Annotated in this window: 13 protein-coding genes and 1 pseudogene; 1 reads left to right on the top strand and 13 read right to left on the bottom strand. The window is 40.5% G+C overall.

Annotation, left to right across the window (positions count from 1 at the left end; all coding sequences use genetic code 11):
* Positions 1 to 287 precede the first annotated feature (287 nt).
* Positions 288 to 1,550 carry a group II intron reverse transcriptase/maturase gene (gene ltrA, locus AC0KTX_RS09140; protein WP_474251904.1) on the bottom strand — a complete coding sequence of 421 codons (1,263 nt, stop codon included), beginning with the start codon at positions 1,548 to 1,550 and terminating at the stop codon, positions 288 to 290.
* A 663-nt stretch (positions 1,551 to 2,213) separates the two neighbouring features.
* Here ltrA and AC0KTX_RS09135 point away from each other — a divergent pair.
* Positions 2,214 to 2,510: pseudogene (locus AC0KTX_RS09135) on the top strand (heavy metal translocating P-type ATPase); the annotation flags it as partial.
* Positions 2,511 to 3,157: 647 nt separating this feature from the next.
* Here the strand turns inward: AC0KTX_RS09135 and AC0KTX_RS09130 are convergent.
* The 12 genes from AC0KTX_RS09130 to AC0KTX_RS09075 form a co-directional block, all read right to left on the bottom strand.
* The gene (locus tag AC0KTX_RS09130) at positions 3,158 to 3,958 is read right to left on the bottom strand and encodes an ABC transporter permease (protein ID WP_340881500.1); all 801 of its coding nucleotides are present in this window, start codon (positions 3,956 to 3,958) and stop codon (positions 3,158 to 3,160) included.
* 12 nt (positions 3,959 to 3,970) lie between these two features.
* On the bottom strand, positions 3,971 to 4,582 hold the full coding sequence (locus tag AC0KTX_RS09125) for an ABC transporter ATP-binding protein (RefSeq protein WP_474251901.1): 612 nt from the start codon (positions 4,580 to 4,582) through the stop codon (positions 3,971 to 3,973).
* 94 nt (positions 4,583 to 4,676) lie between these two features.
* Complete coding sequence (gene modB / locus AC0KTX_RS09120) at positions 4,677 to 5,342, bottom strand: molybdate ABC transporter permease subunit (RefSeq protein ID WP_474251900.1); 666 nt, start codon at positions 5,340 to 5,342, stop codon at positions 4,677 to 4,679.
* A 1-nt stretch (position 5,343) separates the two neighbouring features.
* On the bottom strand, positions 5,344 to 6,111 hold the full coding sequence (gene modA / locus AC0KTX_RS09115) for a molybdate ABC transporter substrate-binding protein (protein ID WP_474251899.1): 768 nt from the start codon (positions 6,109 to 6,111) through the stop codon (positions 5,344 to 5,346).
* Positions 6,112 to 6,244: 133 nt separating this feature from the next.
* Positions 6,245 to 6,937: a respiratory nitrate reductase subunit gamma gene (gene narI / locus AC0KTX_RS09110; RefSeq protein ID WP_474251898.1), complete on the bottom strand. Its 693-nt coding sequence runs from the start codon at positions 6,935 to 6,937 to the stop codon at positions 6,245 to 6,247.
* Between the two features lie 4 nt (positions 6,938 to 6,941).
* Complete coding sequence (gene narJ / locus AC0KTX_RS09105) at positions 6,942 to 7,472, bottom strand: nitrate reductase molybdenum cofactor assembly chaperone (RefSeq protein ID WP_340881510.1); 531 nt, start codon at positions 7,470 to 7,472, stop codon at positions 6,942 to 6,944.
* 17 nt (positions 7,473 to 7,489) lie between these two features.
* Positions 7,490 to 8,965: a nitrate reductase subunit beta gene (narH, locus tag AC0KTX_RS09100; RefSeq protein ID WP_340881512.1), complete on the bottom strand. Its 1,476-nt coding sequence runs from the start codon at positions 8,963 to 8,965 to the stop codon at positions 7,490 to 7,492.
* Positions 8,955 to 12,635 (bottom strand): nitrate reductase subunit alpha, encoded by a 3,681-nt coding sequence (locus AC0KTX_RS09095; protein WP_474251897.1) that lies wholly within the window; start codon positions 12,633 to 12,635, stop codon positions 8,955 to 8,957. Before AC0KTX_RS09095 ends, narH begins: the two co-directional genes overlap by 11 nt.
* A gap of 280 nt (positions 12,636 to 12,915) precedes the next feature.
* Positions 12,916 to 13,605, bottom strand: coding sequence for a Crp/Fnr family transcriptional regulator (locus AC0KTX_RS09090; RefSeq protein WP_340881516.1), 690 nt, complete (start codon positions 13,603 to 13,605; stop codon positions 12,916 to 12,918).
* Positions 13,586 to 14,107, bottom strand: a complete 522-nt coding sequence (gene moaC, locus AC0KTX_RS09085; protein WP_340881518.1) for a cyclic pyranopterin monophosphate synthase MoaC — start codon at positions 14,105 to 14,107, stop codon at positions 13,586 to 13,588. Before moaC ends, AC0KTX_RS09090 begins: the two co-directional genes overlap by 20 nt.
* Before the next feature lie 4 nt (positions 14,108 to 14,111).
* Entirely contained in the window at positions 14,112 to 14,345 is a 234-nt protein-coding gene (gene moaD, locus AC0KTX_RS09080; protein ID WP_340881520.1) for a molybdopterin converting factor subunit 1, read from the bottom strand.
* A complete protein-coding gene (locus AC0KTX_RS09075; RefSeq protein ID WP_340882508.1) occupies positions 14,342 to 14,797 on the bottom strand; it encodes a molybdenum cofactor biosynthesis protein MoaE in 456 nt (151 codons plus the stop codon). The genes moaD and AC0KTX_RS09075 overlap by 4 nt, the downstream gene beginning before the upstream one ends.
* Positions 14,798 to 14,813: the final 16 nt, after the last annotated feature.

The following is a 14,813-nucleotide window of genomic DNA, read 5'->3' as shown; positions in this document are numbered from 1 at the left end:
GAAAGGTAAATTCATTGAGCCGGCAAGCCTATGTATTTTTTCTTGCAATTCTCTGCACTTTTTGCTTGCAAAAAACAGGGCTCGGACGGATACAAACAAGAGAACACTGTTGAAAAAGATTTTTGTATTGTATAGAGTCCGAATTCAGTTAACATTAATAAATATTTTTGATTGCTGCATCAAGAACAAGAGATTTATTATAAGTAAATATCAATCGAGTAGGAGGGAGTGATTAACTCCCGTCCTCTCACACCACCGTACGTACGGTTCCGTATACGGCGGTTCAATTAAGATAATTGACGCAAGGATTCATAACGTGCTTCTAGACTTTTCAGCCCTTGGTTTCTCCAATAAGAGATTCCAAGGGGTTTGTCTAATATTGGACTTTTCGAGATACGCCAGTAACCCTTTCGAGTATTTCCCCATTCATAGGCTTTCCATTCTGGTACACCAAGTCGAATGAGATTACGTATCTTTGTCTTAGGTTTCTTCCAACTTTTCCACAAACACATTCGCAACCTTCTGCGAATCCATCCATCCAAATCTTTGAATATAGATTTGGTATCGGCCAATGCGAAATATCCACACCATCCCATCAAGTACTGATTCAATTTCTGAATACGGTATTCCATTGGGTAAGGCATCTTACGTGATGTTATTTCGCGAATTTTATTCTTCATTCGTTTAAGGCTTTCTTTTGCGATGCGAACCTTTGGTTCTTTATGAAAGCTAAAACTAAATCCTAGAAATTTGCGTTTCCATGGACGGTCGACTGCTGATTTCTTTTCGTTCACTTTCAGCCGTAGTTTCCCTTCAATGAATCGCTTAATACTAGCCATAGTACGGATTCCTGCACGTTTGCTTTTCACATAAATGTTACAGTCATCCGCATATCGAACGAATTTGTGACCTCTTCTTTCTAACTCTTTGTCTAGTTCATCTAACACAATGTTTGAAAGTAGAGGACTTAATGGCCCTCCTTGTGGAGTTCCTTCTGTTGTGCTCGATACCACACCATTTATCATGACACCCGATTGTAAATATTTACGAATGAGTTTGAGTAATGGTTTATCTTGGATTCTCTTTGCGAGTGTGCTCATTAGTCTGTCATGGTTTACCTTGTCAAAGAATTTCTCCAAGTCCATATCTACAACCCAACGATATCCTTCTTTCATATATTCCTTTGCTTTCCTAACAGCGTCATGGGCGCTTCGATTTGGTCGAAATCCATAACTGTTTTCGGAAAATGTTGGGTCATATACTCTTGATAGTACTTGAGCTATTGCTTGTTGAATCAAACGGTCTGTTACGGTAGGAATACCTAATAAGCGGACGCCGCCGTCAGGTTTCGGGATTTCGACTCTGCGGACTGGCATTGGCTCATAAGTACCCTTGAGAATCGCCTCTTTAATAGACAACCAGTTTTCGACCATGTGCTTTCGTAGGCTTTGTACAGGCATCATATCTACTCCATGGCTTCCTTTATTCTGTTCCACACGTTTTAATGCTTGAAGCATATTCTCCCGTGACAGGATTTGATTCAAAAGCATGGTTATTCTCCTTCCGTGAATAGCTTGTCTTTTTTTTTTTATGCCAGTGGTCACTCCACCCTCCAAGAGGACCCACACGGGATTCACCGCTTCCTTCCTCAAGTGAGGTACTACGTTTTCTGTGTTCATCATGACACACTGAATGCCAAGGGCTATTCTCTCTTAATTGTTCGGTCCTTCTCAGTTGTTCTAGACCAACTAATACTATGACCTCTGCTGACTTCTGATGGTTCGGCTATTTATCACTAAATAGGTTATGAAGAGTACTTCACGTATCCATCAGACCTCCCTGGGTAAGAATGTAATCTTTCCTTCCATATATCTGCTTCATTTACTTTGTATCATCTTCGGCAGAAAGGACTTTGTTTTGTTATGCAAACTCATCCAATGATACCTAGCCTTATATGAAGTTCGTGTTCCTCAGACCGGAAGTTTGCCGCTCGCTTCCTTCAGATTCCGCGTCACCACGGACACCCTTGCGTTAAGCTAACTGTTACTTCTGCCTTCACAGTTCGGGACTTGCACCCTATAGATTACACCCATGCCAGGCGCACATAAAAACTGACCTATTCACATGGTTGAATAGGTCAGTTAGTAAATTTTTTGCGTTTCTTTCCAAGGAATTTGACTAAGTCACGCAACGCTTCGCGACGGCTTCCAATGGGTACGATGTCTAAAGAAGAATTGTTAGAATATGCAGCGTTTGCAGAAGTTCATTCCTACCATCCTATTGTCCAATCTATTCGAAGCGCATATGGGAAAGTGATTAAAGAAGAGGCTATCCAAGGTTATAATGAGATCTCTGGACACGGGATTCAGGTAACAGTCAATGGAAAAGAAATCTTAGTTGGAAATGCGAAGTTCATGATAAAAGATCAAATCTCGTTCAAAGAGCCAAATGAAATTGGAACCATTGTTCATCTTGCAGTCGATAAACAATATGCGGGATACATTATCGTCTAAGATAATTCGTTTAACAAAAAACTGACGAAAAATTATGAGGAACTTAGAAGAGGAAGTGCCTAATAATTGTTTTTATAGGAACTTGAAGGGAAGAACCCCTAACATTACGAACAAATAATTTAGTTTACATAATATATATTATAGGAAGTTAAGTAGATGGAATATCTCAAAAAGAAGATTACTTGTAGTAATGAGACAGAAAATGAAAAATGGAGGGCATCGAGTAAAAAAATATAAATTCATTTCGTTCCAATTGATTGCTTTCCGAAGAAAAAAATTTTTTGGGGTAACTGTTTAAGTCTTACCAGTTCATGAAAGGTTTTGAAACCAATTGGTTCTGACTCTCTAATTTCTCTGGTTTAGCGTCGAAATATTTTTATTTAAAGAATGTTCGAAACGATAAGGTTTTTTAAATCTTCTACTGACCGGGGAGCGTTTAATAATAACGGAACCATCAGTTCGATAATTTGCATTTTCTTTTTTCATATTCTCCCTCCTAAAAAATCAAGAAAGTAACTTTATAATATTTTAGTTTACATAATATGTTTATGTATAACTTTTTGTTCAAGCTTATCTGTTCCGCTTGCAAACAAATCGGGCAAGCAGGCGGCTAAATATTTGGCGTCCCCCGCCCCTTTTGCTCCCTATTTCTCATTTTTCTCATTTGGTAAAAACTGAACTCGATCGTTGAAAAACGTTTTATAGCCGAATTGCAGCGCTAAAAATGAAGAGATGCCGACACTGCCGGCAATGCCGATTAAAATGGCGATTTGGTATTCAATTGCAACTAAAGGGCTTGCCCCCGCTAAAATTTGCCCCGTCATCATTCCCGGCAAGAAGACAATTCCCATTCCGATCATGTTGTTAATCGTTGGCAAAATGGCGGAGTCAAAGGAAGAGTTGACGATATCTTTCGTCGCTTTTTCCGGCTTTGCTCCCAACATTAATGCTCCTTCAATGATATGTTTTTGCTTTGAAAAATTTTCGACCATTTGTTTCATTCCCAACGTGATGCCAGTCATGGAATTTCCGATAAACATGCCGGCAATTGGAATGAAATAACGTGGTTCATACCAAGGCTTAAAGTGAATAACAACTAAATTAAAGTAAAACAAGCATGCAATAGAACCAGCAATCATGGAAAAAGCAATGACGAATTTTAATTTTTTTGTTAATGGTGTGTCTAATTGCTTGTAAATATTATAAACTGCAAACGATTCCATCAAGAAAATGATCAGGAAAACAATCCAAGGCGACGGATGATCAAAAATAAACATTAATATGTATCCGACTAGCATTAGCTGCACAGACATGCGGATGGTTGCAATGATAATTCTTTTTTCCCTGTTGATTCCCCTTCTTTTTGTCAGCCATAATAAAATAACAATAAACAAGTAAGCGGAAATCAGTCTCCAAAATTCAATATTAATGACGCCGTTTTCCATGTGCCATCACCCTTATTTTTGAATTTGAATAATTTTGTCAGCATATGTTTCCGCCATTTCCACTGAATGCGTGACCATTACGACCGTTTTTCCTTTCTTACTTGCTTCTGTGAGGAAGGAGTTCATTACCTCGTCCTCTGTCCCTTTGTCTAATGCTGATGTCGGCTCGTCCAGCAAAAACACATCCGGTTCCATTAAAAATACCCTAGCAAGAGAAAGTCTTTGTTTTTCGCCGCCTGATAAGGAATCGGCATCTTCCTCTAGTTTTTTCTCCAAATTCACCAATTTTAATGCCTGAATGAGATAATGATCGTCACATCGTTTTTTCTCTGCAAAAATTCTTCCAATATTTAAATTTTCACGAATATTCCCGGCAAATACTATCGGCTGCTGAGAAAGCATGACAACTTCCCGCCTTAGTCTGATGGGATCCCATTCAAAGACAGAGCGCCCTTTATAATAAATTTCCCCTTCATCTGGAGAAAGCAAATGATTCAACATTTTTAATAATGTCGTTTTTCCGGAACCGCTTTGACCAATAATGCATGTTACTTGATTTTTTTTGATCTCGAGCTCTTCTATTGAAAGAATCTGTTTATATTTTAATCGCTTGATTTGAAACATTACGGATTCTTCCTTCCTTTTATACTATACGTATATGATTGCCATATAGGCTAAAGACTTTTCATGACTTCTGCTTTTGTTCTCTAAAAACCATTTAAAAATCGATCCGTTTATTAAAAATGGCCACAAAAACTAACATAAAAAAAGAAATCATCACCATGGTGATCACCCAAAGCCAAGCCATTTTCATATTTCCTGAATCCATTGCGACATAAATCGCTGTTGGCACGGTTTGTGTTTTACCCGGAATATTCCCGGCAAACATTAAAGTCGCTCCGAATTCTCCCAATGCTCTCGCAAAACTTAACACGAAACCTGATACGATCGATTTCATTGCTAACGGCAAGGAAACATAGACAAACACGTTCCATTCATTAGCCCCTTCCACTCTAGAAGCGTCCTCAATTTCCTTGTCAATCGCTTCAAAACCATTTTTCGCAGATTGGTACATCAATGGAAAAGCAACAACTGAAGATGCGATGACAGCTGCCCACCAACTAAATATAATCGGCTGGCCAAAAAGCCATTCCAGCGTCTTGCCAAGCCAACCATTTCTGCCGAACACGATGATCAGTAAAAATCCAACAACAGAAGGAGGCAATACGACCGGCAATAACAAGGCAGTTTCGATGAAAGACTTTCCTCTAAATCGCTTTCGTGCCATCAATTTGCCTAAGCAAACACCAGTAATCAACACAATCAACACGGAGACAAAAGCAGTTTTTAACGATAAAATGACCGGCGGCCAAAAATCGACCACATTAGTTCACCTGCTGAAATCCAAATTTTTTAAGAATCGACATTGCTTTTTCCCCTTGCAAAAATTGATAAAATGTCTCCGTTTCATCTGCGTGCTTTGTCCGTTTCATCATCGCCATCGGATAGACAATTCGGGAATGTGTATTTGGGTCAATGGCAGCCGAAATTTTCACTTTTTTGGACTTCTTGGCATCTGTTCGATACACAATGCCAGCATCAACATTTTTCGTTTCTACATATGCCAGCACTTGGCGGACATCTTTTGCATAAATCATTTTAGGTTCAATCTTGTCCCAAATATGTACACTTTGCAGCGCTTCTTTTGCATATGTTCCGGCTGGAACCGCCCCGGGCGTACCAATAGCAATCCGCTTAATGTGCACTGCTGCTAAATCTTCCAGATGATCGGCAACTTGATTTGCGTCATTAGGCACAACCAAAACTAGCTCATTGCCGGCAAGATTTGTTTCTTTCTTAATGAATCCTTTGTCTCTCAGCGGTTTAAGTTGTTCTTTCCCCGCCGATATGAACAGATCCGTTGGCGCTCCTTGCAAAATTTGCCTTTGCAAAGTACCTGAACCGCCAAAATTCAATGACAAATGGATATTCCGATGCTCACGTTCAAAGGATTTTTTTATTTTCTGCATACAATCTTTTAAACTTGCCGCAGAAGAAATCGTCAACTCTACCTTTTCCTGCTTTGGAGGATTGCAGCCTGCCAAAATGAGGATCATCAATATAAAAATAACAAACATTTTCTTCCTTTTCACATTTCTTACCCTCCTAAAGAATCATAGTTTTTGCGTATGATACTTCATTATAAGTTAAGATTGCCCCTTAAGAGAACATTTTTGGCAAAATAAGAGAACAGCTGCCTGCAGAAATGGCAGCTGGATATGATGTCTATTTTGTTAGATGTTGTTTTGAAGATCGTTTTCGATATATAACATAACTGCGGAGCAAATATTGAAAAGGAATGCTAAACACGTGAACTAATCGGGTGAAAGGCCAAACAATGAAAATGAAAAGAGCACAAACAATATGGATTTTAAACCAAATTGGTACATCAGCCATATAAGAAGGATCAGCTTGCAACAAGAAGATGCTTCTAAACCATGGTCCAATCGTCAATCTGTAATCAAAGCCGTTTGAATCAATGTTTAATATTGTCGAAGATAAACCGCTCATTATAACAACTGTCAATAAAAAGAGCACAAGCATATCCGTTTTGCTACTTGTCACCCGAATTCGCTTCACAAATAACCGTCGTTTCCATAAAATGAATAATCCGATGCACGATATGATTCCGGCCGGGATGCCAAATAGTATGGCCATTTTATGATAAATCGCTTCAGAAATGCCGATTGATTCATAAAATGATGCCGGAATCAAGATCCCCATAACGTGTCCTGCCATTACAATCAAAATTCCCCAGTGGAATAACAAACTGCCGATACGTAATTCTTTTTTTTCCAAAAATTCGCTTGATTTAGCCGTCCAACCCAGTTGGTCGTATTGGTAGCGAACAAAATGGCCGCCGATAAAGACCGTAAAAACAATATAAGGGAATATGCCCCAAAGAAATTGCTCCAGCATTTTTTCACCCCTTTCTCCCGATGCCGATTTCTCGAAGGACAAGCAATAATGCGTGCAAAATTTCTTGATAAATACTTTCAGCCTCTATTAATCTTTGCTGAATATCGCGAATGTTTTGTAAATATTTCCCAAAAATCGAAGCAACTTGGTGTTCCTCGGCCAGTGATGCAAATTCGAGCATTAGCGGCAGATAATCGGGAAGTTCTCTTTCAGTAGGTTCAAAGCCTGCTTTTTGGTAAGCCTGTTTTAATGCTATTAACTCGAAGCCGCGCTCCCTCTGTTCTCCCAAATTGTGATAAGTGACATATAAATTTGTTTTTTTTCCAAAATCGAATGTGTCAACATAAGATTGAATTCTTTCATTTTCATCCATTTTCCGAATAGCATCGATAAAATGCTCCATTTTTTCGCAGATTTGTTCCGGCATGTATTTTTTTGCTTCAAGACAATCATGCAGCCCTTTATACCACATGTCATCAGGATAGGTTAATAAATACGAAAGCACCTGAAAAACCGTTTTAAATGGTTCTTGCACAGCCAATCAACTCCGTTTCATGAAAGTGTGCCGCATGCGCCGGGGCCTCCAGCAAAAGAAAGGCCGCATGCGCCTTGCTCGTTATATAAGTCGGCCACTTGTTCACGATGGGAATGTGGAATAACAAATCGATCATTGTACTTGGCTATAGCCAGCAGCCGATACATTTCCTCCACCGCTTCTCCAGTCAAATGGAGCGATTTGATCATTTCTTCGTTTGGCACTTTATTCGTTTGCAATGCCCTCATATATATCCGCATTGCAGCCATTTTTTTCAAAACGGTGCGAATTTGTTCTTGATCTCCTGCCGTCAATAAATTGGCTAAATACTCGATCGGAATTCTCATTTGGTCGATTGCCGGGAAAATGTCCATATCATGTGCTTTGCTTCCTTTTCCTTCAATCATATTCGTAATCGGACTTAGCGGCGGAATGTACCAAACCATAGGAAGCGTGCGATATTCAGGATGAAGTGGAAGAGCAATTTTCCATTCAACCGTCATTTTGTAAATAGGCGATTTTTGAGCAGCTTCGATCCATTCTTCCGGTATTCCTTCCTCTTTTGCTTTTTGAATGACTTCAGGTTCATTCGGATCTAAGAAAATGGACAATTGCGATTCATACAATGATTTCTCGTCTGTTACGCTTGCCGCTTCTTTTACTTTGTCGGCATCATACAGAATGACGCCAATGTAGCGAATGCGGCCAACGCATGTTTCCGAACAAATAGTCGGCAAACCTGCTTCAATTCGAGGAAAACAAAGGGTACATTTTTCCGCTTTATTCGTCTTCCAGTTAAAATAAACTTTTTTATAGGGGCAGCTGGATACACAAAATCTCCATGAGCGGCATGCATTTTGATCAACCAAAACAATTCCGTCTTCCTCCCGCTTATACATAGCACCGGAAGGACATGCCGAAACACAGGACGGATTGATGCAATGTTCACAAATGCGCGGCAAATACATCATAAAGACATCTTCAAATTCGGACTTAATGGAGTTTTCCATTTTTAAGACATTCGGATCTTCCAGTGCTGTCACGTTGCCGCCGGCCAAATCATCTTCCCAGTTTGGCCCCCATTTCACTTCCATATATTCCCCCGTCAGAACTGATTTTGGCCGGGCGACAGGCTGATGTTTTTTTTCAGGACTGTTCGTTAATGTTTCGTAATCATAATTCCATGGTTCATAATAGTCATCAATCGTCGGCAAATCCGGGTTATAAAAAATGTTGAGCATCCGCTTTGTTTTGGAACCGGATTTCAATCGCAGATTCCTATTTTCATCCAATTCCCATCCACCATTATATTTTTCTTGATCTTCCCATTTTTTCGGGTAACCGATGCCCGGTTTTGTTTCGACATTGTTAAAGTACATATATTCTGCACCTAGGCGGTTTGTCCAAGTATTTTTGCATGTAACGCTGCACGTATGGCAGCCGATGCATTTATCTAAATTCATGACCATTCCAATTTGCGCCTTAACTTTCAAGCCAATCTACCTCCTTCAATTTGCGGATGATGACGTTTAAATCGCGCTGGTTTCCCGTTGGACCATAATAGTTAAAACCGTAGCTCAGCTGAGCATAACCACCAATCATGTGCGTCGGTTTCACATGAATCCTTGTTGGACTATTATGTGTTCCTCCCCTGTTATTTGTTAATTTCGTACTAGGAACATTAATATGGCGATCTTGGGCATGGTGCATAAATGCCATTCCTCTTGGAATTCGGTGGGAAACAACAGCACGTGCGACCACAACGCCATTGCGGTTAAAACATTCGATCCAATCGTTGTCTTGTATATCCGCTTCAGCTGCGTCATCCTTATTTAACCAAATGGTTGGACCGCCGCGGAATAAAGTAAGCATCGGTTGAGAATCAAAAAACATGCTGTGGATCGACCATTTGTTGTGTGGAGTTAGATAGTTCAATGTAATTTCTTTTCCTTCCGCTTCAGGTCGTTTTTCTTGAAACGGTTTATGCTGCAATGTTGGTTTATAAGTTGCCATCGCTTCGCCAAACTCCAACATGATTTCATGATCTATATAAAACGACTGGCGCCCGGTTAATGTCCGAAACGGGATAAGCCGTTCAATATTTGTTGTAAACGGCGAATAACGTCTTCCGCCTTTTTCGCAGCCGCTAAATGCAGGAGAAGTGATCACAGTTCTCGGTTGGGTCGTAATTTGTGCAAACGTAAAACATTCTTCTTCCCTTTCAGCAGCTAAATCTTTTAAAGGCATGTTTGTTTTTTTCTCAAGAGATTCCCAAGCCTTGACTGCAATGCGCCCGTTTGTCGTGGATGAGAGCGTCAAAATGGCTTCAGCCGCCTTTCTAGCATCACTGATATCAGGCATGCCTGCGCCAATCCCTTCTTTCATTGTTCCTAACGTTTTTTTCAATTTTTCATACTCCTCTTCAACAGACCAGTTAATCCCTTTAACACCATAAGGTGAGGCTGTTACATTCGATCCTAGGGAAATCATTTTTTCAAAAATTTTTGTGTAATCTCTTTCCACAACATGAAATTGCGGCATTGTTTTCCCCGGGATAGCTTCCGCTTCGCCCTTGCTCCAGTCTTTCACTTTTCCAAACGGCTGTGCCATTTCTTGCGGTGTATCGTGTTGCAGCGGTGTTGCCACAATTTCTTTAACCGGCTTCATGTCCAATTCTTTTGCCAGATCTGAAACGGCTTTTGCTAATGATTTGAAAATTTCCCAATCGGTGCGTGCTTCCCACGGTGAAGCAATGGCCGGATTGAACGGGTGTACAAATGGGTGCATATCAGTACTGCTTAAATCATGTTTTTCATACCAAGTAGCGGCTGGAAGGACAATATCAGAATATAACGCCGTTCCAGCCATGCGAAAATCCAAATTGACCAATAAGTCCAATTTCCCTTCCGGAGCTTTTTCAGGCCAGTTAATTTCCGAAGGCCGCACCGAATCGCCGTCATCATTTAACAATCCGTTTGCAGCACCGAGCAAATGTTTCAAGAAATATTCATGCCCCTTGCCTGAGCTGGAAATTAAATTTGCCCGCCAAACAATTAAATTGCGGGGAAAATTTTTTTCATGATCCGGATCTTCAATAGCAAATTTTAGTCTTCTTTCTTTAAGCTCGTTGGCAACAAACTTTCTGATATCTTCCAATGTTTTCGCTCCTGATGAAATAGCCTCGTTGTACAGCTGAATTCCGCTTTTTTCAAAAGTCGGATAAGAGGGCAGCCAGCCGAGTCTCACGGCCAGCACATTGTAGTCAGCGTGATGGTGGTATCTCGCTTTATCCTGCAACGGAGAAACAAGACCATCCACCGATGACTCTTCATAACGCCATTGATCGGTAGCGAAATAAAAGAAAGACGTTCCGTTTTGCAATTTTGGAGGCATTTGCCAGTCACGGGCCATCGCAATCGTTTGAAAACCCTCTACAGGTCTCAGCTTTTCCTGCCCGACATAATGGGCCCAGCCTCCACCGTTTACGCCTTGAGCTCCAACAAATAACACAAGATTTAAAACGGCTCTGTATAAAATATCTGAATGAAACCAATGATTGATCCCAGCGCCGACAATGATCATCGAACGGCCGTTGGTTTCAATTGCATTTTCCGCAAACTCGCGGGCGATTTGAACTGCTTTTTCCCTGTTTACTCCTGTAATGGTTTCTTGCCAAGCCGGAGAAAAGGCTGCATTCTCATCATACGTTTTGGCGACATCGCCGCCTATGCCGCGGTCAACGCCATAATTGGCCAACACTAAATCATAAACGGTCGTGATAAACAGTTCTCCATTTTTTGTATTAAGTTTTTTTACCGGAACTTTTCGATGCAAAATATGATTTCCTTCAACAGAAAAATAAGGTATTTGAATTGTTGCCAATTCATCTTCAGTTCCAAGGAAAGACAAGAGCGGTTCGATTGCTTCGCCTGTTTGTTCGTCCTCGAGTTTCAAGTTCCATGTTCCGTTATTTTCCCAGCGGGAACCGATTGTTCCATTTGGAATGGCATACATTTCGGTTTTTTCATTCCAAACGAGCGGTTTCCATTCACCATTCTTTGTCTCCAGTCCAACATCCGCTGCATTTAAAAAGCGGTCTTGAACAAATTGTCCGTTTTTCTGTTTTGTCAGCGTCACTAAAAAAGGGAAATCTGTATATTGTTTTGCGTAATGGATAAAGTAATCGACTTTACGATCGACATAATATTCTTTTAAAATAACATGCCCCATCGCCATGGCTAATGCACCATCCGTTCCAGGTTTTACACTAAGCCATTCATCAGCAAATTTGGTTGATTCCGCATAATCGGGACTGACCGAAACAACTTTTGTCCCTTTATAGCGAACCTCAGCCAAAAAATGGGCATCAGGTGTTCTTGTCAACGGGACATTTGAACCCCATGTTAAAATATATCCGGAATTATACCAGTCGCTGCTTTCCGGAACGTCTGTTTGATCGCCCCATATTTGCGGCGATGCCGGAGGCAAATCGGCATACCAGTCATAAAAACTTAGCATTGGACCCCCGATGAGAGACATGAAACGTGAACCGCCGGCATAGCTCAACATCGACATTGCTGGGATCGGCGAAAAACCGATGTTGCGGTCTGGACCGTATTTAATGACAGTATAAAGCAAAGAGGCGGCAACAAGTTGGAGCACTTCATCCCATTTTGCACGCACAAACCCTCCTTTACCGCGTGCTTGTTTATATTGATTTGCTTTTTCCGGATTTTCTACAATGCTTTTCCATGCTTCTATCGGTGTTTCATGCTTTCTAAGAGCTTCGCGCCACATACTCCATAAAACGCCGCGAACATACGGATATTTGACACGCAACGGACTGTAAATATACCAAGAAAAGCTTGCCCCGCGCGGACAGCCTCTAGGTTCAAAATCAGGCATATCCGGTCCTGTACTTGGATAATCCAGCTGCTGGCCCTCCCATGTAACAATCCCGTCCTTCACATAAATGTTCCAACTGCATGAACCTGTACAGTTTACGCCATGGGTTGAACGAACTACTTTATCGTGCTGCCATCTTCTCCGATATACGTTTTCCCAATCACGATCCTCATTTGATAACTGGCTATGACCTTCTGAGTATTTTTCAATAGGTTGGATATATGTTAATTTTTTAAAAAACGATTTCCCATTTGCCAACGCTGTTCACTCCTTTTCTTTTATCCCTTTTATCCTTTCTTTCACTATAAAAAGTACGGAAATAAATAAATGTGATACACATCACAAACATTGCTGTTTTCACAAATATGTCGAAAAAACGTGATAAAATCTTTTTCCCATAAAAGAAAAAGCCGTTCCCTTTTGGTCGACAAGCGGCAGTTTATCACAGTTTCCTTTACGATCCTTCAATGGAAAGAAGCCTGCCCCATTTTCCTGAATTTGCAAAAAAAAGCCGGCATTCTGCCGGTCTTCCTGACGGTTATTCAATATTGCAATAAGATTTTGGACAATCTTCACAATTGATTTGCTTTTTTAAATAATCGAGATTATGAATGATGATTTTTCTCCCTTTGAACGAGACAATGCCTTTTGACTTTAAGGCATTTAACTCGCGGTTAACACTTTCGCGTGATGTTGAACTGAAATTAGCTAAATCTTGATGGGTGATTGAAACATCTAATAAAATTCCGCTGCTAATTTTCACACCATAACTATTTGACATCCGTATTAAGGTGGAATAAAGTGCGCCCTTTTTTCCATATAATACAAGGTCTCGAAATTTCGTATGCTGCTTGCGGAAATGTTCCGTCATCATTTTTAAAAACTCAACAGCAAACGCCGAATTTTTCAAAAGTTCTTTTTCAATCGTTTTATTGTAGATGATTAAGACTTCACTATCTTCCAATGCACGGCAATTAAATAAATATCGGCCGTTATTGGAAAAAATCATTAATTCGCCCATTACTGCGTTCGGTCCACATAAACGCAGACACAATTCTTTTCCGTCTCCGGAAAATTTGCTGATTTGAAATTTACCACGTGAGACAACAAAAAAGTTTTCGCCGACTTGTCCTTCTTGGAACAAAAACGTTCCTTTTTTAACTTTTTCTTTTAAATAAGCCAACTTTTTTAATGATTCTAAATGTTGGTCATTCAATGTGTTCGCCATTTTGATCACCATTTTTTAAATCTTTTCGGAAAAAGTCACCGTTTTTTCCGCCGGTTTTCTCAACCAAATAAGTCTGACCAATGATCATGCCTTTATCAATAGCTTTGCACATATCATAGACAGTCAAGGCGCATACACTGGCAGCTGTTAATGCTTCCATTTCCACTCCTGTACTGCCTTTTGTTTTGGCAAATGCATGGATCACCAATTGATAACGATTTTCATCAACTTGCCATTGAAAGTGAATGTCCACCGCTGTCAATGCGATCGGATGGCACATTGGAATAATATCGGCAGTTCGTTTTGCCGCCATGATACCGGCAACTTGAGCCACTGAGAGTACGTCTCCTTTTTTGATTTGCCCTTGCCGAATTTTTTCATACACTTCTTTTGCAACAAGAACACTGGAAACGGCATGGGCGGTTCTGACCGTTGTGTCTTTTTCTGAAATATCGACCATTCTTGCGCGTCCTTGTTCGTTCAGATGTGAAAATGAGTTCATTCTTTTACCCTCCACTTATTGGAGGAATCAAGGCGACGACGTCTCCATCGCCTATCACATCCTCCTCTGCAGCAAATTCTTCATTAACGGCAACCATGATCGATGAGGATGCCGATATTGAATAGTCGTTTTTTAAAATGTCCCGAAGTTGTTTAACAGTTATATTTTGGTACGGGAGCAAAAGTTCGTCTTTTTGCAATTGCTCTTTTAAATGGGCAAACAGCAACAGGCGGATCATTCCATCAACTCCTCAGGAAAGCCATTTTGATATGAAACAGTTCCTTTTTGATTGCCTACCCACATTTCGCCATCTTCCCAGTGTTCTTTTTTCCATATCGGAACGATTTCCTTGATTCGTTCGATTGCAAGCCGGCATGCTTTGAAAGCATCATCGCGATGCGGCGTTGAAACAGCAATGGCTACGGCAACATCCGTAATTTCCAATTTTCCAATGCGGTGAACAATCGCCGTTTTTGCTTCCGGAAAACGCTCTTTTATTTCAGAGCCGATTTGTTCCAATTTTTTTTGCGCCATTGATTCGTAAGCTTCATATTGCAAAAACAATGTTTTCTTGCCGTTGGTAAACTCTCTGACAGTGCCGACAAACGTCACAATAGCACCTGAAGAACGGTCGACAACATGGTCGATCACACTGGACACATTAATCGGTTCACGGACAATATGAAACATTTTTTGCAAGACGCCT

The sequence above is a fragment of the Aeribacillus sp. JST-2 genome (assembly GCF_056032925.1).
This window is presented reverse-complemented; position numbering and strand designations above follow the sequence as displayed.